17 protein-coding genes are annotated in these 20,437 nt (G+C 58.4%); 9 read left to right on the top strand and 8 right to left on the bottom strand.

All coding sequences use genetic code 11. The features are described 5' to 3' along the window. Positions 1–337 precede the first annotated feature (337 nt). A complete protein-coding gene (acnB, locus tag AEQ67_RS17080; protein ID WP_059405013.1) occupies positions 338–2,947 on the top strand; it encodes a bifunctional aconitate hydratase 2/2-methylisocitrate dehydratase in 2,610 nt (869 codons plus the stop codon). Positions 2,948–3,122: 175 nt separating this feature from the next. Here the strand turns inward: acnB and AEQ67_RS17075 are convergent, their stop codons facing one another. Then, on the bottom strand, positions 3,123–4,784 hold the full coding sequence (locus AEQ67_RS17075; RefSeq protein ID WP_059405012.1) for a SulP family inorganic anion transporter: 1,662 nt from the start codon (positions 4,782–4,784) through the stop codon (positions 3,123–3,125). Between the two features lie 258 nt (positions 4,785–5,042). Beyond that, the gene (locus AEQ67_RS17070; RefSeq protein WP_059405011.1) at positions 5,043–6,323 is read right to left on the bottom strand and encodes a serine/threonine transporter; all 1,281 of its coding nucleotides are present in this window, start codon (positions 6,321–6,323) and stop codon (positions 5,043–5,045) included. 390 nt (positions 6,324–6,713) lie between these two features. Here AEQ67_RS17070 and AEQ67_RS17065 point away from each other — a divergent pair, with 390 nt between their 5' ends. The 8 genes from AEQ67_RS17065 (at position 6,714) to AEQ67_RS17030 (ending at position 13,722) form a co-directional block, all read left to right on the top strand. Continuing rightward, the gene (locus AEQ67_RS17065) at positions 6,714–7,097 is read left to right on the top strand and encodes a tautomerase family protein (protein ID WP_059405010.1); all 384 of its coding nucleotides are present in this window, start codon (positions 6,714–6,716) and stop codon (positions 7,095–7,097) included. Positions 7,098–7,128: 31 nt separating this feature from the next. Beyond that, entirely contained in the window at positions 7,129–7,713 is a 585-nt protein-coding gene (locus AEQ67_RS17060; protein ID WP_059405009.1) for a TetR/AcrR family transcriptional regulator, read from the top strand. A 431-nt stretch (positions 7,714–8,144) separates the two neighbouring features. Continuing rightward, a complete protein-coding gene (locus AEQ67_RS17055; RefSeq protein WP_059405008.1) occupies positions 8,145–8,654 on the top strand; it encodes a DUF4822 domain-containing protein in 510 nt (169 codons plus the stop codon). Positions 8,655–8,766: 112 nt separating this feature from the next. Further along, positions 8,767–9,207, top strand: coding sequence for a hypothetical protein (locus tag AEQ67_RS17050; protein ID WP_059405007.1), 441 nt, complete (start codon positions 8,767–8,769; stop codon positions 9,205–9,207). 209 nt (positions 9,208–9,416) lie between these two features. After that, the gene (locus tag AEQ67_RS17045) at positions 9,417–10,382 is read left to right on the top strand and encodes a 2-hydroxyacid dehydrogenase (RefSeq protein ID WP_059405006.1); all 966 of its coding nucleotides are present in this window, start codon (positions 9,417–9,419) and stop codon (positions 10,380–10,382) included. Between the two features lie 144 nt (positions 10,383–10,526). Next, a complete protein-coding gene (locus AEQ67_RS17040) occupies positions 10,527–11,594 on the top strand; it encodes a phosphotransferase family protein (RefSeq protein ID WP_059405005.1) in 1,068 nt (355 codons plus the stop codon). A 44-nt stretch (positions 11,595–11,638) separates the two neighbouring features. Continuing rightward, positions 11,639–12,406, top strand: coding sequence for an SDR family oxidoreductase (locus AEQ67_RS17035; RefSeq protein WP_059405004.1), 768 nt, complete (start codon positions 11,639–11,641; stop codon positions 12,404–12,406). Positions 12,407–12,606: 200 nt separating this feature from the next. Further along, positions 12,607–13,722 (top strand): Gfo/Idh/MocA family protein, encoded by a 1,116-nt coding sequence (locus AEQ67_RS17030; RefSeq protein ID WP_059405003.1) that lies wholly within the window; start codon positions 12,607–12,609, stop codon positions 13,720–13,722. A gap of 506 nt (positions 13,723–14,228) precedes the next feature. Here AEQ67_RS17030 and AEQ67_RS17025 read toward each other — a convergent pair. The 6 genes from AEQ67_RS17025 to AEQ67_RS17000 form a co-directional block, all read right to left on the bottom strand. Continuing rightward, positions 14,229–14,477, bottom strand: coding sequence for a DUF1652 domain-containing protein (locus tag AEQ67_RS17025; protein WP_059405002.1), 249 nt, complete (start codon positions 14,475–14,477; stop codon positions 14,229–14,231). 186 nt (positions 14,478–14,663) lie between these two features. Continuing rightward, positions 14,664–16,160: a helix-turn-helix transcriptional regulator gene (locus AEQ67_RS17020; RefSeq protein ID WP_059405001.1), complete on the bottom strand. Its 1,497-nt coding sequence runs from the start codon at positions 16,158–16,160 to the stop codon at positions 14,664–14,666. A gap of 287 nt (positions 16,161–16,447) precedes the next feature. Next, positions 16,448–17,341 (bottom strand): RNA polymerase sigma factor SigJ, encoded by an 894-nt coding sequence (sigJ, locus tag AEQ67_RS17015; protein ID WP_059405000.1) that lies wholly within the window; start codon positions 17,339–17,341, stop codon positions 16,448–16,450. 3 nt (positions 17,342–17,344) lie between these two features. Further along, complete coding sequence (locus tag AEQ67_RS17010; protein WP_059404999.1) at positions 17,345–17,779, bottom strand: carboxymuconolactone decarboxylase family protein; 435 nt, start codon at positions 17,777–17,779, stop codon at positions 17,345–17,347. 124 nt (positions 17,780–17,903) lie between these two features. Then, positions 17,904–18,917 (bottom strand): RHS repeat-associated core domain-containing protein, encoded by a 1,014-nt coding sequence (locus tag AEQ67_RS17005; protein WP_059404998.1) that lies wholly within the window; start codon positions 18,915–18,917, stop codon positions 17,904–17,906. Between the two features lie 139 nt (positions 18,918–19,056). Continuing rightward, positions 19,057–20,340: a Zn-dependent hydrolase gene (locus tag AEQ67_RS17000; protein WP_059404997.1), complete on the bottom strand. Its 1,284-nt coding sequence runs from the start codon at positions 20,338–20,340 to the stop codon at positions 19,057–19,059. Between the last annotated feature and the right edge of the window lie 97 nt (positions 20,341–20,437).

Raw genomic sequence — 20,437 nt, 5'->3', positions numbered from 1 at the left:
GTCCAATAGACCCTGACTTACCTTTAATTTTTTTTTGCCGTAGAATCAGCCAGCCTTTTAAGGCGCCAATGTCCGTTAGAAGCTGTTTTCAAAGCGTCACGAGCACAGTCGTTCCTTCAGAGCGGTGTTGGCGAGGGGTTTTTCCAGCGGGGAAAAGCCCAACGCCAACCCTCATCAGCTCCCGTTCTGCAGGCGTAAAACTTTGAAAGCAGCTTCTGTAAGGAATTGTCGGTAATTCTGGCTAAGTGGCGCACAACGCCATGCAGCGCATGAGTACGGCAATTTCGGGATGAGCGTCCCGGACACCCATTTGGGACCACTGATGAGGGTAATAACTGTGCTTGAAGCCTACCGCAAACATATCGAAGAGCGTGCAGCACTGGGTATCGTTCCCCAGCCGCTTAACGCCGAACAAACTGCAGGCCTGGTCGAGCTGCTGAAAAATCCCCCGGCTGGCGAAGAAGCTTTCCTCGTTGACCTGATCACCAATCGCGTTCCGCCTGGCGTGGACGAAGCAGCCTATGTAAAGGCCGGCTTCCTGTCTGCTCTGGCCAAAGGCGAAGCCACTTCCCCTCTGATCGACAAGAAACGCGCTGTTGAACTGCTCGGCACCATGCAAGGCGGCTACAACATCGTCACCCTGGTCAACCTGCTGGACGACGCCGAACTGGCGCCTGTCGCTGCCAAAGAACTCAAGCACACCCTGCTGATGTTCGACGCCTTCCACGACGTCGCTGAAAAAGCCAAGAACGGTAACGTTCACGCTAAAGGCGTGCTGCAATCCTGGGCTGACGGCGAGTGGTTCAAGAACCGCCCTGTACTGGCCGACAAGATCAGCCTGCGCGTGTTCAAGGTCACCGGCGAAACCAACACCGACGACCTGTCCCCTGCCCCGGATGCCTGGTCCCGCCCGGACATCCCGCTGCACGCCCTGGCCATGCTGAAAATGGCCCGTGAAGGCATCGTGCCTGACGCCCAAGGCGTTACCGGTCCGATGAAGCAGATCGAAGAAATGCGCAACAGCGGCTTCCCGATCGCCTACGTCGGCGACGTGGTCGGTACTGGTTCTTCGCGTAAATCGGCAACCAACTCGGTACTGTGGTTCTTCGGCGACGACGTTCCTTTCGTGCCGAACAAGCGTGCTGGCGGTTTCTGCTTCGGCAGCAAGATCGCTCCGATCTTCTACAACACCATGGAAGATGCCGGCGCACTGCCGATCGAATTCGACGTCACCAACATGAACATGGGCGACGTGATCGACCTGTACCCGCATGCTGGCAAAGTCTGCAAACACGGCACCGACGAAGTCCTGACCACCTTCCAGATGAAGACTCCGGTTCTTTTGGACGAAGTTCGTGCTGGCGGCCGTATCCCGTTGATCATCGGTCGCGGTTTGACCGACAAAGCCCGCGCCGAGCTGGGCCTGGGCCCAACCGACCTGTTCAAACTGCCTGAAGCACCTGTCGACACCGGCAAGGGCTTCACCCTGGCACAGAAAATGGTCGGCAAGGCCTGCGGCCTGCCGGAAGGCAAAGGCGTTCGTCCAGGTACTTACTGCGAACCGAAGATGACCACCGTCGGCTCCCAGGACACCACCGGTCCTATGACCCGTGACGAACTGAAAGACCTGGCGTGCCTGGGCTTCTCGACCGATCTGGTAATGCAGTCTTTCTGCCACACCGCGGCTTATCCAAAGCCGATCGACGTGACCACCCACCACACCCTGCCAGACTTCATCATGACCCGCGGCGGCGTTTCCCTGCGTCCGGGCGACGGCATCATCCACAGCTGGCTGAACCGTATGCTGCTGCCGGACACCGTCGGCACTGGTGGTGACTCGCACACTCGTTTCCCGATGGGCATCTCGTTCCCGGCCGGTTCTGGTCTGGTGGCGTTCGCCGCTGCCACCGGCGTTATGCCGCTGGACATGCCGGAATCGATCCTGGTGCGCTTCAAAGGCAAAATGCAACCGGGCGTCACCCTGCGTGACCTGGTTCACGCCATTCCTTACTTCGCGATTCAGGCTGGCCTGTTGACCGTTGAGAAGAAAGGCAAGAAGAACGCCTTCTCCGGCCGCATCCTGGAAATCGAAGGCCTGGACAACCTGAGCATCGAACAGGCTTTCGAGCTGTCCGACGCCTCGGCCGAACGTTCGGCTGCCGGTTGCACCATCAAGCTGTCGAAAGAGTCGATCACCGAGTACCTGAACTCCAACATCACCCTGCTGCGCTGGATGATCGGCGAAGGCTACGGCGATCCACGTACCCTGGAACGTCGCGCTCAAGCGATGGAAGCCTGGGTTGCCAACCCTGAGTTGATGGTTGCCGATGCTGACGCGGAATACGCTGAAGTCATCGAAATCGACCTGGCCGACATCAAAGAGCCTGTACTCTGCGCGCCTAACGATCCGGACGACGCCCGTCTGCTGTCCAGCGTTGCTGGCGAGAAGATCGACGAAGTGTTCATCGGTTCGTGCATGACCAACATTGGTCACTTCCGCGCTGCCGGTAAACTGCTGGATCAGGTCAAGGGTCAGCTGCCAACCCGTCTGTGGCTGTCGCCGCCGACCAAGATGGACGCTCACCAACTGACCGAAGAAGGCTACTACGGCATCTACGGCAAGGCCGGCGCGCGCATGGAAATGCCGGGCTGCTCGCTGTGCATGGGTAACCAGGCACGTGTAGAGCCGAACTCGACTGTGGTGTCGACGTCGACCCGTAACTTCCCGAACCGTCTGGGTGACGGCGCGAACGTTTACCTGGCTTCGGCTGAGTTGGCGTCCGTTGCGTCCATCCTGGGTCGCCTGCCGACCGTCGAGGAGTACATGGAATACGCTGGCAAGATCGACAGCATGGCGGCTGATGTTTACCGCTACCTGTCCTTCGACCAGATCGCCGAGTTCCGTGAAGCTGCTGCGAACGCCAACATCCCGGTCGTTCAAGCCTAACGTAGCAACGCAATAAAAAACGCCGCCCATCGCGAGATGAGCGGCGTTTTTTTATGCCTGTAACCCCTGTAGGAGCGAGCGGTGCGACGATTCGACTTGCCCGCGAAGGCGGTGTGTCATCCAACGATTGTTTTGCTGACACACCGCCTTCGCGGGCAAGCCTCGCTCCTACACGTTATGTGTTCGGGTTGAGGGCTTGTTGCACTGCGCCGTCGACGCTCAAACCGCTGAGTATTACCTGATCCAGCTCCCGCGTCGGCAACTTCGACAGCACCGCCTTTGCCTCGTGTTTCAGCCGCGCCAGGATCAGCAACTTGTCCTCGGCCCGCACCTGTAAAAAGAATGCTTCCAGTGCTTCGATGCTGGTGCCGTCCAGATCGGGCGACTCTTCGAGACTGAGAATAATTGTATGAATCGGCGGTGATGCATGTCGGGCCAGGCGCAACGCCCCACCGAGAATGCGCTCCACGTTAGCGAAAAACAGCGCCTCGCTCGGCCGTACGATCAGCACGCCGGGTATTTCCTGAGCCTCGGGATGGCGTTGCATGTCGACAAAATCATGCCCGTCGCCGATTCTCCCAAGCACCTGAATATCCGCCGACGACATCTGCTTCAACATCAGTACCACACTGATCACCACCGCCACCAACAAGCCGTCCAGCACGCCCAACACCAGCACCGCCGCCACCGCGCAGATCACCAGCAGGCGGTCGCGGCGCCAGATGAAATAGCGCCCCAATGGCTGCAGGCTCAAGCCACGCGCCAAGGCAAAAATGACGATGGCCGCCAGGACCGGCTCGGGGGTCAGGGCAATCCAGGGCAAAACGGTCAACACGATGAGCAACACCACCCCCGCCGCGACCGCGCCGGCCATTCGCGACCCGGCACCCGCCGCCTCATTGGCCGAAGTTGCCGAATAACCGGCGCCCGCCGGCATGCCATGAAACAGGCCCGACAGCAGATTGGCTGCGCCGAGTGCCAGCAGGTCACGGTTCGAGGAAACCCGGTCGCCATGCTTGAGCGCGAACGAGGTGATCGAGCCGTAGGATTCGGCGTACAGAATCATCACCATCGCAAACGCCAACTCCCCCAGGTGCAACCAGTCGGCGAACGGCAACACCGGAAGATGGGGCACTTCGAGGCTCAGATCGATCACCCCGATCAATTTCACCCCGTACGCCGGCAAGTTCAGCCACTGACCCGCCGCGATACCCAGCGCCACTACGAGCAAACCTCCCGGCAAACGCCTGATCCGCGCGCACAACCACAACACCAGCAGCGCCACCGCCGCGACCAGCGCACCGATCCAGTTCCACTGCGGCCACTGCTCCAGCAGCTGAGGCATGAACCGGATCAGGTTGCCGTTGCTCAAGTGCACGTCAACGATGGTCGCCACTTGCTTGAGGATGATGGTCACGGCCAGTCCCAACGCAAAGCCGCGCAGCACCGGTTTGGCGATGAATGAGGTAACGCTGCCGAGCTTGAACAGCCCGGCCAGCAGGAAGAAACCACCGGTCACCAACACCAGGCCGATCGCCAGGGACAGACGCAGGCCTGAATCACCGTTGGCCAGCGTGGCGGTGGCGGCGGCCAGAACCGCCGCTGAAGACGAGGTCGCGGAGACAATGGCGAAACGACTGGTGCCCAACAGCCCGTAGCACAGCAGACCGGCAAACAACGCAATCACCCCGGCCTGTGGCGGCAACGCAGCAATGCTTGAATACGCGACCGCCTCGGGCAACAACAATCCGGCAATCGACAACCCGGCCAACACATCCCGCCAACGGTTAGGCGAAGCGGCACGGGGTTGCGCCGATGCACCGTGAGCATGAGCCATGAAGCGTCTCCAGAGAAAGATCGACTGGCCGGGGCGATTCCCCGGCAAACGCTCTACTACGCGTTTATGCAGCGCAAGCTTAATCGCTAATCGCCCGCTATGTCGGCTCTGGGTCAGGTGTCGGGTGTTTTCAGCGCAATAAAAAACGCCTCACCCCTGTAGGAGCGAGGCTTGCCCGCGAACAACGATAACGCGGTCTTGCAGGTTGTCCGCATTATCGTTCTTCGCGGGCAAGCCTCGCTCCTACAGGGAGATGCGTCAGGCGGTCAGCGAATAGATCAACGCCGAAATCGCCACCAGGCCCACCGCCGTCACGAAGACGTTGGACGCCTGACCGCGATAACGCGCCATCGCCGGAACCTTGCGGATTGCGTACATCGGCATCAGGAACAGAATCGCCGCGATGATCGGGCCACCCAGGGTTTCGATCATCCTCAGAATGCTCGGGTTCAGCGTGGCAACGATCCAGCACACCACCAGCATGAAAGCAGCGGTCATGCGGTCCAGGGTCTTCGGCGCCGGGCGCTTGCCGCTTTTCACGATCAGGCCTTTAAGGCCTTCGCTGGCACCGATGTAGTGACCGAGGAACGACTTGGAGATCGCCACGAACGCAATCAACGGCGCTGCAAACTCGATGGTCGGGTTGCTGAAGTGGTTGGCCAGGTACGACAGGATCGACAGGTTCTGCGCCTTGGCTTCCGCCAATTGCGCCGGCGACAGGGTCAGCACGCAACTGAAGACGAAGAACAGCACCATCACCACCATCAAGGCGTGGGCGCGGGACAGGATCTGCGAGCTGCGCTCTTCAGCGTGATCGCCGTAGCGACGTTTCTGGTCGACCGCGAACGCCGAGATGATCGGCGAATGGTTGAACGAGAACACCATCACCGGAATCGCCAGCCACAAGGTGTGCAGCAGCGCCGACGGCTCAGGCAGTGTCGAAGCGGTGGCCAGGATGCCGCCGTTCCAGTGTGGAATCAGGAACACCGCGAGAAACAGCAGCGCCACGATGAACGGATACACCATCAGGCTCATCGCCTTGACGATCGCTTGCTCGCCACAACGCACCACGGCCAGCAGGCCGAGGATCAGCACCAACGACAGCACGATGCGCGGTGGCGGCATGATGTGCAGTTGATGCTCGAGGAAACTGCCCACGGTGTTGGTCAGCGCCACGCTGTAGATCAGCAGGATCGGGAAGATCGCGAAGAAGTACAGCAAGGTGATCAACGCACCGGCCTTGATCCCGAAATGTTCTTCCACCACTTCGGTGATGTCCGCGCCTTCGCGACCGGACAATACGAAGCGGGTCAGGCCACGGTGTGCGTAGAAGGTCATGGGGAACGCCAACACCGCCAGGACCAGCAACGGCCAGAAGCCGCCCAGACCCGCATTGATCGGTAAAAACAGGGTGCCGGCCCCGATGGCCGTGCCAAACAGGCCCAGCATCCAGGTGGTGTCATGGCGATTCCAGCTCGCGAGGCTCGCTGGTGTCGCCGCTACATAGCGTTCGTCGACGCTATTGGCCTGATCATTCATCCGGTAGGATCTCCGCATTCCGGTCACTTGCCACTCGGTCAGGACGAGTCGGAAAAATCCGACAGGCAGCGCCCTGGCCGAAACAGGGGCGCGATTGTCCGGGATTAATCAACAGAAGCAAAGACTTAGCTGAAGAGCGGTGGTGCGGATCAGATGATAGTGAGCAACAACCCCCCTGTGGGAGCGGGCTTGCCCGCGATAGCGGTCTGTCAGCCACATTGATGCCGAATGGGCCGACGTCTTCGCGGGCAAGCCCGCTCCCACAGGGATATCAGGTGTTGTCGAAAACGTGCTTGGACCCGCAGTTCATCGCTGAACAGCAATCCCCGCTTGATAAAGGTTTTCCATCATGTATTTTGAAGTGTCCTGCCTCTCTTCTGGAGTCAACCCATGCCACTGGTTCGCGTCGACATCAAAAAGCATCAGGACCCCACTTTCGCCAAGCGCGTCGGGCAGCTGATTTATGCCGCCATGCACAGCACGATTGGCGTGCCGAAGAACGATAATTTCCAGATCCTTGCCGAACACGATGAACAGCATTTCATCTTTGATCCCGGCTACCTTGGCATTGATCGCACCGACAATCTGGTGGTGATCCAGATCTCCCTGAGCGAAGGCCGGACCGTCGAGCAGAAAAAACTCCTCTACAAAACCATCGCCGAGAGCCTTAACGCAGAACTGGCGGTGCGCCTGGAGGACGTCTTCATTAATCTGGTGGAAGTGAAGAAAGAAAACTGGTCCTTCGGCAATGGCATTGCCCAGTACGCCCTTTGATTCCCACCCTTTACCTACCTGTGAGCCCCCAATGCCTCGAGTTTCCCGCAAGCAAGCCGACCTCAACCGCGAGATCATCGTCGAGGCCGCCACGCGGCTGTTTCGTGAGCGGGGCCTGCACGGGATCAGTGTTGTCGATGTGATGGGGGCTGCAGGCCTGACCCATGGCGGTTTCTATGGGCACTTCGAGTCCAAGGAAGCCTTGGCACAGGAGGCCAGTGGCCGGGCATTCGCGCAGGCCGCAGGACGCTGGAAGGAACGAATTGCTGAACATGACGATAAAACCGCCGCCCGCCAGGCCTTGATCGCGCCATACCTGTCTGCCGCCAGCCGCGACAATCCGGGCGACAGCTGCCCGGTGGTGGCCTTCGCCGGGGACATGTGCCACGAAGCGACCGAGAGTGGTTTGCGCGAAACCTTTATGGAAGGCCTGAATAAACTGCTCGACAGCTTTGGCTCGTTGATGGACAGCGGCGATGACGCCCGCGACCGGCAACAGGCGCTGGTGCAATATTCCTTGATGGTCGGAGCCCTGACGCTGGCCCGAGCCACTCAGGGCGAACCGTTATCCGATGAAATCCTTGAGGCAGCGACGAGCTTTCTGATTCGAACTTGAATCCGTTTCTTGCGTGTCACAATCGATCCAACGATACTTTTCTATCACCTCATAAAGTCCCTCGCGTCAACGAGTAGTTTGCAACCTCATCATCCGACTTACAAACTCGGCGTATATATATATGCTGTGTAAGCAATCGCCGTAGCGCCCTTCTTTCCTGGCGGAGGTGATCTTTAGCCAATATGGCGCGCACCGACGAACAATATCGATCGCATTGTCATCTGGACATGTAGGAAAAGTCCGACAGCGGAAACGTTAAAAACATGTACGACAGAATATTACCCGATATCAAAAAAGCACTTAATTGTTACAAGCAATCACCTTGCTATTGAACACCCCCAACTCCAAGCCTATAGTTTTTTACGTTTTCAATCTCAATGATTGATAGCGAGCTAGCTAGCGACCAACGACGTTGATAAGGGGTTATCCGCATGCAGAAAAACACTATTACTTCTACAGGCCTGCTTCTAGCGGCACTGCTGTTTCCTCTCGGTAGCTTTGCGCAGCAAGCCCCCGCCACTGCCGACGTTCGAGATCTGGCATCCTCGCCTCGATGGCTGACAACCAAGGTCTATATAGAGGGGGCACCACAAACAGACGTAAAAGCCAATTATCCTGGCGTGGTTGGAATATCGACGTGGGATCCCGAACGCAATCGCTATGAGTTTTTTTACGCTGATACGGGAGAATCAAAGTACAACAATGGCGGCGGAGGTTACTTCTTTGTCACTGGCGATAATAAAACCCATATTTTGATACCCGATATAGGGCCGACCAAAACCGTGATCAGGAAGCTGGAAACATTAAATCGAAGTGAGTTCACTTATTCTCGCGAAGTGCCCCGCGACATGGCAGCCAACAACCCGCTTGTGCGCATATATGTCGTCCACACCCCTTATACTGGAACAGTGAACACAACACCTGCCATCACGCCCCATTAAAACATCACACACATGAAGCCCGTCGAACACTAACGACTCCAGCCAACTTCGCTTTATTAGCGCTATCGCTTTAGCCAAATTAAATCTTCCAATAAAAACACGGAGTTTCAATATGCAAAAAACACTAAAAATATTGCTGACATCTACCTTACTGACATCTTCGGCCTTCTGCGGAGTTGTCAGTGCGCAAGCCACAACCTCGCCCCCGGCAAAAAATGCCGTTGCCACACCAGATAATGCCGTCATGCTCACTGTATTTTTAAAACATGATCAGTCAAGACCGCTGGGCGAACTAAAGGCTCAGCTAGCCAAGCAAGGATTCTATAAAACATTTCCACCTTCGGGAGTAGAGGTTGTTAGCTGGAACATAATGATGGGCATCGGACAGGTCGTCACACTGCGCCTTCCGGCGTCCCGCCTGGCGGAAGTAAACCTTGCACTGGAAAATACGGCGTGGGGGACTTACAGGACCGAGTTCTATCCGACGTATGATTTCAAGGCGATAGCGCTGGCGGAACAAAACAAGGCACAACAAGCACAAACGGCCCAGTGACACTTAACAGCAGCACGCTGTATTTGCACTGTGCTGCACAGTGAGGTGACACCGCCTCACGACCCTGAACCGATAGCTTGCTTCTTCCGAGAACCAGTCCAGACTAAAAAGTACCGTTCTGCGATTGACGACCATTGCCAAACAACTCTGGTATCAGCACCCTGAAATTACTTTTTGCGCCCGACGCCGACGACAACAGGAGCCTAGCAATGCCCGCAACCGTTCTGGTACTGGTTGAAACCATTAATGATTACCTGCCGATTCTCGAACATCAGGGCTTTCACCTGATTCTTGCCCCCACTCCTGCCGAACGTGCCGCCGCCATTACACGGCACGGGGACCAGATCAACGCTGTACTGACCCGTGGCCCGTTGGGCCTGTATGCCGATGAAATCGCCGCCCTGCCCCATCTCAGGATCATCTGCGTGATCGGCGCCGGTTATGAGCACGTCGACCTGCAAGCGGCAGCCGACCGCGGTATCACCGTCACCAATGGCGCCGGGGTGAATGCCTCATCGGTCGCTGACCATGCCATGGCCATGTTGCTGGCGCTGGTGCGTGACATTCCTCGTTGCGACGCCGCCGTGCGCCGGGGCGAGTGGCCGAAAATCATGCGCCCTTCCCTGGCCGGCAAACGCCTGGGCATCCTCGGCCTCGGTGCCGTCGGCATGGCCATTGCCAAACGCGCCGCCAACGGTTTCGACATGACGGTGAGTTACCACAATCGCCAGCATCGCAGCGACGTGCCCTACAGCTTCTGCTCGACGCCCGCCGAACTGGCACGCGCCTCGGACTTTTTGATTGTCGCCACACCTGGCGGCCTGGGCACCAAACACCTGATCAACCGACACGTGCTCGACGCGCTGGGCCCCAAGGGGTTCGTCGTCAACATCGCCCGGGCCAGCGTGATCGTCAGCACAGACCTGATCAGCGCGCTGGAGCAACGCAGGATCGCCGGCGCGGCGCTGGATGTCTTCGATGCCGAACCCCACGTGCCGGATGCACTCAAGGGACTGGCCAACGTGATCCTCACCCCGCATGTCGCCGGGCTGTCCCCGGAAGCCACTCAAGGCACCGTGGAGTTGGTGGGTCGCAATCTGGTGGCGTTCTTTTCTGGTGAGCCGGTACTCACGCCTATCGACCTGCCCGCCAGCGAGATCAAGGCAGTGCTCTAAGGGCCATTCAAACAGCTGTATCAAAAGCAATGATTGGCCAGCAACACGCTCACCTATAAGGGCCGATCGTGGTTGTGGGTGGCGGGTGCGCGCATTAGATTAGCCAATAGTTTCAGGCCTCCAAAATAAGCAGAAGGGATAAGCATGGCGCTTACTGATCAGTCCACCCGTATCCGCTCCGGCGAAGAACTCGATGCCAGCCTGATCGATCCGTACCTCAAGGCGCATATTCCGGGCTTGAGTGGCTTGCCGCAGATCAGCCAGTTTCCCGGCGGTGCGTCGAACCTCACCTACTTGCTGGAATACCCCGAACAGGAGTTCGTCCTGCGTCGGCCGCCGTTTGGCCACAAGGCCAAGTCCGCCCATGACATGGGCCGCGAATTTCGCATCCTCAATCAGCTGCGGGACGGTTTTCCGTACTGCCCGAAAGCCTACGTGCACTGCACCGATGAAGCGGTGATCGGCGCCGAGTTCTATGTGATGGAGCGGGTCAACGGGATCATCCTGCGCTCCGAACTGCCACCGGAACTGGGGCTGGATTCGGCAAAGACCGAAGCCCTGTGCAAGAGCTTCATCGACAAATTCGTCGAACTGCACCGGGTCGACTACAAGGCCTATGGCCTGGCTGACCTAGGTAAACCCGAAGGCTACGTGGCGCGGCAGATCAAAGGCTGGAGCGACCGTTACGAGAAAGCCCTGACCCCGGACGCGCCGCAATGGGCCGCGGTGAAAGCCTGGCTCAACGACAAGATGCCGGCCGATCACCCGACCTCCAGCATCGTCCACAACGATTACCGCTTCGACAACGTCATCCTCGACCCGAACAACCCGATGCAAATCATCGGCGTGCTCGACTGGGAACTGACCACCCTCGGCGACCCGCTGATGGACCTGGGTAACACCCTCGCCTACTGGATCGAGGCCGGTGACCCGGCGCCGGTGCAACTGATGCGTCGCCAGCCGAGCCACGCCCCGGGCATGTTGACCCGTCGCGAGTTCGTCGATTATTACGCTGAACGTTCCGGCATCCAGATCGACAATTTCGACTTCTACTACACCTACGGCCTGTTCCGCCTGGCCGGCATCGTGCAGCAGATCTACTACCGTTTCTTCCATGGCCAGACCCAGGACAAACGCTTCGCGCAGTTCATTCACATGAACAAACTGCTGGAGCAGATGAGCTTGCAGGTCATTTCGAAATCCAGCCTCTGATACCGCCCCTAGCCCAATAACAAGACTTTTTATAAGAGAACCCCATGTCCAAGACTCAGTTGTTCGCCCTCGACGGCAAGATCGCTTTTGTCTCCGGTGCCAGCCGTGGCATCGGTGAAGCCATCGCCAAACTGCTGGCCCAGCAAGGCGCCCATGTGATCGTTTCGAGCCGCAAGCTCGACGGCTGCCAACACGTGGCCGACGCGATCATCGCGGCCGGCGGCAAAGCCACCGCCGTCGCTTGCCACATCGGAGAAATGGAACAGATCAGCCAGGTTTTCGCTGGCATCCGCGAACAGTTCGGGCGCCTCGACATCCTGGTCAACAACGCGGCGACCAACCCGCAGTTCTGCAACGTGCTGGACACCGACCTCAGCGCCTTCCAGAAAACCGTCGATGTGAACATCCGCGGCTACTTCTTCATGTCGGTGGAAGCCGGCAAGCTGATGCGCGAAAACGGCGGCGGCAGCATCATCAACGTGGCGTCGATCAACGGCATTTCGCCGGGGATCTTCCAGGGCATCTATTCGGTGACCAAAGCCGCCGTGATCAACATGACCAAAGTGTTCGCCAAGGAATGCGCGCAGTTCGGCATCCGCTGCAATGCCCTGCTGCCGGGTCTGACGGATACCAAGTTTGCGTCGGCACTGGTGAAGAACGAGGCGATCTTGAACACCGCGTTGGCGCAGATTCCGCTCAAGCGCGTGGCGGACCCGAGCGAGATGGCGGGCGCGGTGCTTTACCTTGCCAGCGATGCTTCGAGCTACACCACGGGTGTTTCCTTGAATGTGGATGGCGGTTTCCTGTCCTGACCCAACCCTTGCTCGCGATGGTCGTGAACGATAACGCGTGTTTGCTGGTAAAACGCGTCGTTCTCGGGTTCATCGCGAGCGAGCTCGCTCCTACAGGGTATTCGCCCGCCTAGAGAATATTTATTCTATTAATTGCATTGCGTGAATATTTATTCCATAAATAGTCCTCTTGAAAACAAAAATTCAAAAGGACCCCGGCTATGCGCGAACTCGGTATCGGACTCATCGGCACAGGTTTCATGGGCCGTGCCCATGCCTTGGCATTTCGAAATGTCAGTGCGGTTTTCGAACTGCCCCTCAAGCTCAGGCTCGCCGCCCTGGCCGACGCCGACCCACAGCGTGCCCGTCACTGTGCCGATGCCTGGGGTTTTGAAACCGCCCACAGCGACTGGCAAAAACTGATCGATGACCCCAAGGTCAATCTGATCGCCATCACCACGCCCAACCACCTGCACTACCCCATGGCCATGGCCGCCCTGGCAGCCGGCAAACCGGTGTATTGCGAAAAGCCCCTGGCGGTCAGTCTGGAGCAAGCCAACGCCATGCGACTCGCCGCCAAAGCGGCCGGTGTAGTTACGCGGGTGGGTTACAACTATCAGCACAACCCGATCATCGGGTTGGCTCGTGAGCTGATCGAGAACGGCGAGTTAGGGCAGGTCATCAGCTTCCAGGGTGAGTTCAGCGAAGACTTCATGGCCGACCCCGCTTCACCCTGGTCCTGGCGTTGCGAAGCCGGACACGCCGGCGGTGCGCTGGCGGACCTGGGCAGTCACCTGCTGGCGATGGCCCGTTATCTGCTGGGCGACATCGAATCGGTCTGCGCCGACACCCAAACGGTGCACGGGCAACGTCCCGCCACGGCGGGCAGCCAGGAACAACGCACCATCGCGGTGGACGATCAGGTCCACGCGCTGCTGCGGTTTGCCAATGGCGCGCGCGGGACGTTCAGCAGCAGTTGGCTCAAACACGGCTACAAGAACCATCTGAGTTTTGAAATCAGCGGGACGCGCGGGACGTTGGCGTTCGATCAGGAACGCTTGAACGAACTGCGGCTGTATCGCGCCGGGCAGGACGGTTTCCAACGCCTGCTGGCGGGACCGAATTTGCCGGGCTACGCGGCGTTCAGCCCAGCAGCCGGGCACCAACTGGGCTACAACGAACTCAAGACCCTGGAAGTGCATGATCTGGTAATGGCGTTGGCCGGGGTTGATCAGGGTGGAACGGATTTCGAACAGGCGTGGGAAGTTGAACGCCTGGCAACGGCGATTCGCCTGGCGGCGCGGGAGTCGCGGTGGGTGCGGATCGAGGAAGTCTGAACGAGCGGTAGCCGCCAGCAGCACAGCGCTGCTGGCGGTACACACAAACTGAACCGCGCTTACTGCCTACTGAGTGATGCAGCGAGTCAGCGTGGTGTTGCGGGTCACCTGCCCTTCAGCTCGCATATCGCCTTGAACATCAGTGTTTTCACTGGTCTGGCAGGTACGCACCGGTGGCGGCGGCGGAGCTAGGGGTGGTGGTGGCGGAGGACTGGCACAACCACCGAGAATCGCCGCGCAGAGTGCAAGCGGCAGTGGCGCGAAAATGCGTTTCCCAAGACTTTTCATAGGTTGACCCGCGATTATTGTTGTACACAGTTTTGTGACAACAAAACAACGCCGGAAAGTCCACGGGTTGGCCACAGAAAAGACAGCTTTGTGCCAAAAAGCAAGATTAAAAGATCGCAGCCTCGTTTCACTCGACAGCTCCTACAGGGGGAATACGTCCCGTGTAGGAGCTGTCGAGTGAAACGAGGCTGCGATCCTGGCGGCCGTTAGTACGCCGTTTATGAAGTTTCGCGGCTATGCAAAGTGCTGCTCTGCAGTTCGTAACGCAGTTCTTCAATCAGGGCGGCCACTGCTTCGGGGGTTTTGAGCTTCCCCAGGTTCAATCCGCTGACCACCAGGTCCACCTGCCCCGACACCGGATGGTAGAGCTTCACGGTCAACGAATGATCGCCGGTGACATTGCACTCACAAGCCAGCGGCGAAAAACTTCGCTCCAGCTGCAGCCGCAGTTGTGTCAGGTAAATCATTGTGATCGACCCGGACGACAGCGCATCGCGACGGTGAGGTGTACGTGACCCATGTGGCTGTTCCTTTAGCTGTTTCGAAGGGGACGCGATGCGGCTCAAAGACCTGTATCGCACCCTTACAGATTAAGAATTGGCGCACCCGCCCAGAACATGAATATGCACCTCCAGCACTAGTGCATTTGCACCTTACCGCTGGCTCTTGGGCCGCCACTCGCTGGAGAACAATCCACGTTCGCGTGCCCAGACAATCGCCTCGCTGCGGCTGTGCACATCGAGTTTGGAATACACCGTCGAGACGTGATTGCGCACCGTATTGGGCGCCAGTTTCAGGCGGGCGGCGATTTCCTTGTCCGCCAGGCCTTCGCAGATCAGGCCGAGCACATCGCGCTCACGGGCAGTCAGGTCAGTGAAGGACACGCTGGGCAACTTCGGCGAGTTGACGTGCTTCACGTTGGCGAGTTTTTCGATCAGCGTACGGCTGAACCATGAGGCGTCTTTCATCACCTCTTCAATCGCCGACACCAATTCCAGCTCTGTGCGTTTGCGCTCGGTGACATCCATCAACACCAGCAAGTAGCAAGGATTGTTCTGGATGTTCACGGTGTCGGCGGAGACGGCGCAATCGATCTCTTCGGCGTCTTTTTTACGCATGCGAACGTCGACCCGATCCAGGCTTCCGGTTTTTTCCAGCGCGGCGAACAGCTTCGTTCGAGCGGCTTTGTCATGGATGAAATCGATCTCCATGAGTGTCTTGCCGAGCACTTCTTCGCTGGGATACGCAAAAGTGTCGAGAAAAGCCTCATTCACATCCATCACCACCTGATCACTGGCGTTGCACACCAGGATCGGCACCGGAGTCAGGCGAAAGGCTTTGGCAAAACGCTCCTCGCTCTGACGCAGGGCGACTTCGGCCTTGTGCCGAGGCTCCATGTCGACGAAGGAAAACAGCATGCAAGCCTCATCATTGAGCTCGAGGGGTTGGCCGGCGACGATCACCTGTTTTGTGCCGCCTTCGGCCACTTTCAATTCGGCCTGCATTTGCGGGATGGTGGCCCCTTCGCGCAATCGCTGCTTGGCCAGGTCTTTGTTCTCGGCGCCCTCCAGCACGTCCAGTTCATAGGTCGAACAACCGATCACCTGATCTCGGGCGTAGCCAGTCATTTCCAGGAAGCCGGGATTGACCTTGATGTAGCGCAAATCACTGAGGCGACAGATCACCGCCGGGGCCGGGTTGGCGTTGAAGGTCTTCTCGAAACGCTGCTCGGCGCTGGCCCACTCGGTGACGTCGTCCATGATCAGCACCAGCGACTCCGGCTCGCCACTGCTGTCGGCCAACACCATGCTGCGCACGTTGTGGACCCAGGTGCGGTCTTCGTCATCTATTGGCGTCACCTCGACCAGCACATCGCTAAACGTCTCGCCACGGGCTACGCGGTTGATCGGGTAGTTATCGACCGGCACCGGATGATTGTTGCGATAGCGCAGGGCGAAGCGCTTGGCGTACTCCTTGGCATTTGCGCCCAGGTCGCCTATCTGCCCGACGCCGTGCATCGCCAGCGCGGCGTCATTGGCCCAGAGAAGGGTCTGGTCGAGTTCCAGCAGAATCACCCCGTCGGACAGGCCGGCGATGATCTGCTGCAACTGGCGGCGATTGGTTTCGGTGGTCAGGACGTCCTGGCTCATTGGATCTCCACGGGTGCGGCCGGGGCATTTACGCGCCGGCCAGTGAAGATGTCGACCGCGCAGGGGTGGGATAGTGCAGATGCGGTGGTGGTGAAGGCCTGATGGGGGCAGTCAATAACTTCACCTGTAGGAGCGAGCTTGCTCGCGAAGAACGTTAACGATGACGCGTTTCAACAGGGTAAACGCGGTGCATTCAAAACCATCGCGAGCAGGCTTGCTCCTACAGGGTGAACGGTGCTTTTTAGAGGTCTCGTTCGCATTTGATCTTGCCAAAGGCAAAGCCCGAGTCACTGCACGTCCATTGCCCCGTGCAACCCCGCCAACTTATCCGGATTTCGCATAATGAAAATCCGGCTCACCCGCCCTGCCCCATCAAACCCAAAAGTCATCGACGCAGTAATCCCGCCGTCCGCTTTGATGATGACACCCTGCGTACCATTGATCTCCGTAGGCAACCACTCACAAGCCTGCCAATACGTATGCAATGACCGGCCAATGAAATCCACCACCCTGGCAACACCCGACAAGGTTTCGCGGATCGCCGAAGCCTTACCGCCGCTGTCCGCACAGAGTTCAACGTCTTCAGCAAGCATGGCAGTCAAGGAAACGGTAGAACCGCTGGCGATTGCACTGTGAAAAGCGCTGAGCAATTCATCCTGACGTGCCGCCTCAGGCTGATAACGGACCTGCCCACTGCCAAGGCTGGCCTTGGCGCGCGACACCAGTTTGCGGCAGGCCGCCTCCTGCACCCCGACGGCTTCGGCGACTTGCGCGTACTCCATGTCGAAGATTTCGTAGAGCAGGTACGCCGCACGTTCCTTGGGGGTCAGCCGTTCCAGCATCAACAGGAATGCGGTAGACAACGACGAGGCCAGTTCATGCATGTGTTCGGGTGAGTCCTGGTGCGTAGTGTGAATCGGCTCCGGCAGCCAGGTGCCGATGTAGTCGACTCGCGATGTGTGCGCCGAGCGCAGCAGATCGATGCACTGCCGCGTGCACGTCGTGGTCAGCCAGGCCGCCGGCGTGGCGATGCTGGCGCGGTCGGCCTCCAGCCACTTGATGAACAGTTCCTGCACGACATCCTCGGCTTCGGCGCGCGAACCGAGGATGCGATACGCCAGACCGAGCAAAAAGGGCCGACGCTGCTCGAACACAGCGGCGGCGTTTTCAGCGGAATTCATCGATCAGTGCCTCGACACTTGCAAACGGTTCCACAGGTTGATCATGCCAATCTCGGCCGTCAAGGCAGCGATCTGCGCGTCGTTGAAGTGCTCGCGCAAGTCGCCGCGCAGGCTGGCGTAGTCAGTTTTTTCATCAAGGATGGTCAGGGCTTCGGTCCAGGCCAGCGCCGCACGTTCGGCGGCGGTGAAATCACTGACATGACGCCAGACGATCAAGCGGTCCAGGCGTTCGTTGGTTTCATTGGCTTCGCGAGCCTCGCGGGTGTGCATCTTCACGCAGAAACCACATCGGTTAATCTGCGAGGCACGCAGGTGCAGCAGGTGTTTGAGCGTCGGATTCAGATCATGACTGTCGAGGGTGACGTGGACCTGGGTCAGGCTTTCAAACACCTGGGGCATCGATTGCAGCAGATTGACCGGTTGGGTATTGGACGACATCGTGTTGCTCCGCAATTAGAGGGATTCAACAGGATGACGATTGAGGATACGGTTTTGTGACATGCGCTGACTGTCAGCGCACGTCATGCCTTTGAAGTCGTGCCACCACGATGCACGAGAGAGACTACCCTCTAACAGTCCGGGCCTGCTCAGCGATTGACTTAAGCTGGTCCGAGAGTGTTTTATTTGCTTCGATGGCATTGTCCATGCCCTTGATTGAATTTAACAAATTGCGCATGGGTGCACTATTAGCAGTATTGAACAGATACTTAGAACCTCTTGAAACATCAGTTTGCCCTAGGTTACTTCTCGACTGGGCCGACGATATATCAAAGCCAGACCCCATCACTCTATTCAAGTTTTCTCTTTCAAGTTGCGCTGTGTACCTGTCTACTTTCATCTTTACCTTATTAAGCTTTTTATATTCATGCTTATACAAATCAGCCCCAGGCAGAACGGCGTCATCCCCATCAAATGGCTTTTTGATAGGCTCGCCGTCCAGACGCACGACTTTAACAACGCGCAACTGCTTGGCAAGAAAACTCGACGACTGCCGAAGATGCAAAGCATTTTGGAGCGGTTTAATTAACGCAGACTGGAAAAAACGACCATCCGGATCACTTCTCAGTATTGGCTCCCCCTCGCAATACGCATACGCATTCACCCCACCCTTATCAAACGGACTCATATTATCCGGGCTATTAAACCGCATCAAAACCGGATTGAACTGGCGATAACCATTACCCAGGTGATAGGAACCCGTAATCGGGTCCCGCCGTTCGCCGTTAAACCCGAGCAGGCTGAGCTGTCCGTTTTCCGGTCGGTGATAACCATAAGGGGCATAGGCAAGTTGATGACGAGGCCCAGTGGCATCGAGCACGCTCAGCACCGAATTTTTCTGATCGATAGCCAGCAGCGACCTCTCGACTTTACCGCTCTGCTGTCGGCGTTGCGCAAGCGGTTGATTATCGTGCTGGAAGAGACTGGTTTGTACCGCACCTTGTACTTCCGTAACCCAGCGGCTTCTACAGTAAAAACGCTGGAGGATAGCTTGCTGCGCCAATGTGCAACCGGACTGTTGGTCCAGTGGATCGTAGTGGTAGCGGCACAGTTCGGTTTGGCGAGGGGTAATGGACATTGAAAAAACTCCATGCAAGGTCGAAAGATTCGAAGTTTCAGCATGGTTAATCTTTCGAGTGCTGCCTACCTAGCAGTTCTGATAGTCCTTGGAAGCTACCGCGTGGCGTGCGCCGCCCCTTCAGCGCACGCCAGATAGTTCAAGCCGCCAATTCACCGTTGGCAATCGCCGCCGACGCCGCGAGCATCGCCCGTAACAACACCGCACACCCGGCTGCCAGATCATCCGGCGCGGCGTTTTCGATTTCGTTGTGGCTGATGCCGCCTTCGCACGGGACGAAGATCATCCCGGCCGGGCCCAGTTCGGCGAGGCAGATTGCGTCGTGCCCTGCCCCGCTGACGCTGTCCATGTGCGACAGGCCCAGACCTTGGGCCGCACCGCGCACCGCTTCGACGCAACCCTTGTCGAAGTACAGCGGCGGGAAGTCGGCGGTCGGTGTCAGTTCGAAGGTCAGGCCGTGTTCCTCGCAGGTGGTTTCGATCACTTCGCGCACTTCGGCGATCATTGAATCCAGGCGCGCCGGTTCCAGATGCCGGAAGTCCAGGGTCATGCGCACTTCGCCGGGAATGACGTTGCGTGAACCCGGATAGGCTTGCAGGCAACCGACGGTGCCGCAGGCGTGGGGTTGATGGCCGAGGGCCGCGCGGTTGACGGCGCCGACGATCACTGACGCGCCGACCAACGCGTCCTTGCGCAGGTGCATCGGGGTCGGGCCGGCGTGGGCTTCGACACCGCGCAGTTTCAGGTCGAACCATTTCTGGCCGAGGGCGCCCATCACCACGCCGATGGTTTTGCGCTCATCTTCGAGGATCGGGCCTTGTTCGATGTGGGCTTCGAAATAGGCGCCAACGGCATGCCCGCTGACCTTGCGCGGGCCGGCGTAACCGATGGCATTCAGGGCTTCGCCAACGGTGATGCCTTCAGCGTCGACCTTGGCCAGGGTTTCTTCGAGGGTGAATTTTTCCGCGAACACGCCAGAACCCATCATGCACGGGGCGAAACGCGAACCTTCTTCGTTGGTCCAGACCACGACTTCCAGCGGCGCCTCGGTTTCCACGCCGAGGTCATTGAGGGTGCGCAGCACTTCGACGCCCGCGAGCACGCCGAAGCAACCGTCGAATTTGCCGCCAGTGGGTTGGGTGTCGATGTGGCTGCCGGTCATCACCGGGGGCAGGTTCGGGTTGCGGCCGGGGCGTCGGGCGAAGATGTTGCCGACGGCGTCGATGCTGACGGTGCAGCCGGCCTCCTCGCACCAATTGACGAAGATGTCCCGGGCCTGACGGTCGAGGTCGGTCAGGGCCAGTCGACAGACGCCGCCCTTGACCGTGGCGCCGAGCCTGGCCAGGTCCATGAGCGATTGCCACAGGCGGTCGCGGTTGATGTGCTGATGGCTGGACTGCAGAACGTCTACGGCAGCGTTCATGATGATTTCCTCAGGCAGTTCTTATGGATTTCTTCAGGCGGTCTTTTGGTGTTTTGGCGGCCGTCTTCGCTGGCAAGCCAGCTCCTACAAGGGGAAT

This window comes from Pseudomonas sp. RIT-PI-q (assembly GCF_001297125.1).
Classification (GTDB): Bacteria; Pseudomonadota; Gammaproteobacteria; order Pseudomonadales; family Pseudomonadaceae; genus Aquipseudomonas.
This window is presented reverse-complemented; position numbering and strand designations above follow the sequence as displayed.

What these genes read in the sequence shown, in the direction of transcription:
- AEQ67_RS17075 (WP_059405012.1), bottom strand. Translation starts at nt 4,784, where the DNA reads ATGGCTCATGCTCACGGTGCATCGGCGCAACCCCGTGCCGCTTCGCCT.
- AEQ67_RS17070 (WP_059405011.1), bottom strand. Translation starts at nt 6,323, where the DNA reads ATGAATGATCAGGCCAATAGCGTCGACGAACGCTATGTAGCGGCGACA.
- AEQ67_RS17065 (WP_059405010.1), top strand. Translation starts at nt 6,714, where the DNA reads ATGCCACTGGTTCGCGTCGACATCAAAAAGCATCAGGACCCCACTTTC.
- AEQ67_RS17060 (WP_059405009.1), top strand. Translation starts at nt 7,129, where the DNA reads ATGCCTCGAGTTTCCCGCAAGCAAGCCGACCTCAACCGCGAGATCATC.
- AEQ67_RS17055 (WP_059405008.1), top strand. Translation starts at nt 8,145, where the DNA reads ATGCAGAAAAACACTATTACTTCTACAGGCCTGCTTCTAGCGGCACTG.
- AEQ67_RS17050 (WP_059405007.1), top strand. Translation starts at nt 8,767, where the DNA reads ATGCAAAAAACACTAAAAATATTGCTGACATCTACCTTACTGACATCT.
- AEQ67_RS17045 (WP_059405006.1), top strand. Translation starts at nt 9,417, where the DNA reads ATGCCCGCAACCGTTCTGGTACTGGTTGAAACCATTAATGATTACCTG.
- AEQ67_RS17040 (WP_059405005.1), top strand. Translation starts at nt 10,527, where the DNA reads ATGGCGCTTACTGATCAGTCCACCCGTATCCGCTCCGGCGAAGAACTC.
- AEQ67_RS17035 (WP_059405004.1), top strand. Translation starts at nt 11,639, where the DNA reads ATGTCCAAGACTCAGTTGTTCGCCCTCGACGGCAAGATCGCTTTTGTC.
- AEQ67_RS17030 (WP_059405003.1), top strand. Translation starts at nt 12,607, where the DNA reads ATGCGCGAACTCGGTATCGGACTCATCGGCACAGGTTTCATGGGCCGT.
- AEQ67_RS17025 (WP_059405002.1), bottom strand. Translation starts at nt 14,477, where the DNA reads ATGATTTACCTGACACAACTGCGGCTGCAGCTGGAGCGAAGTTTTTCG.
- AEQ67_RS17020 (WP_059405001.1), bottom strand. Translation starts at nt 16,160, where the DNA reads ATGAGCCAGGACGTCCTGACCACCGAAACCAATCGCCGCCAGTTGCAG.
- sigJ (WP_059405000.1), bottom strand. Translation starts at nt 17,341, where the DNA reads ATGAATTCCGCTGAAAACGCCGCCGCTGTGTTCGAGCAGCGTCGGCCC.
- AEQ67_RS17010 (WP_059404999.1), bottom strand. Translation starts at nt 17,779, where the DNA reads ATGTCGTCCAATACCCAACCGGTCAATCTGCTGCAATCGATGCCCCAG.
- AEQ67_RS17005 (WP_059404998.1), bottom strand. Translation starts at nt 18,917, where the DNA reads ATGTCCATTACCCCTCGCCAAACCGAACTGTGCCGCTACCACTACGAT.
- AEQ67_RS17000 (WP_059404997.1), bottom strand. Translation starts at nt 20,340, where the DNA reads ATGAACGCTGCCGTAGACGTTCTGCAGTCCAGCCATCAGCACATCAAC.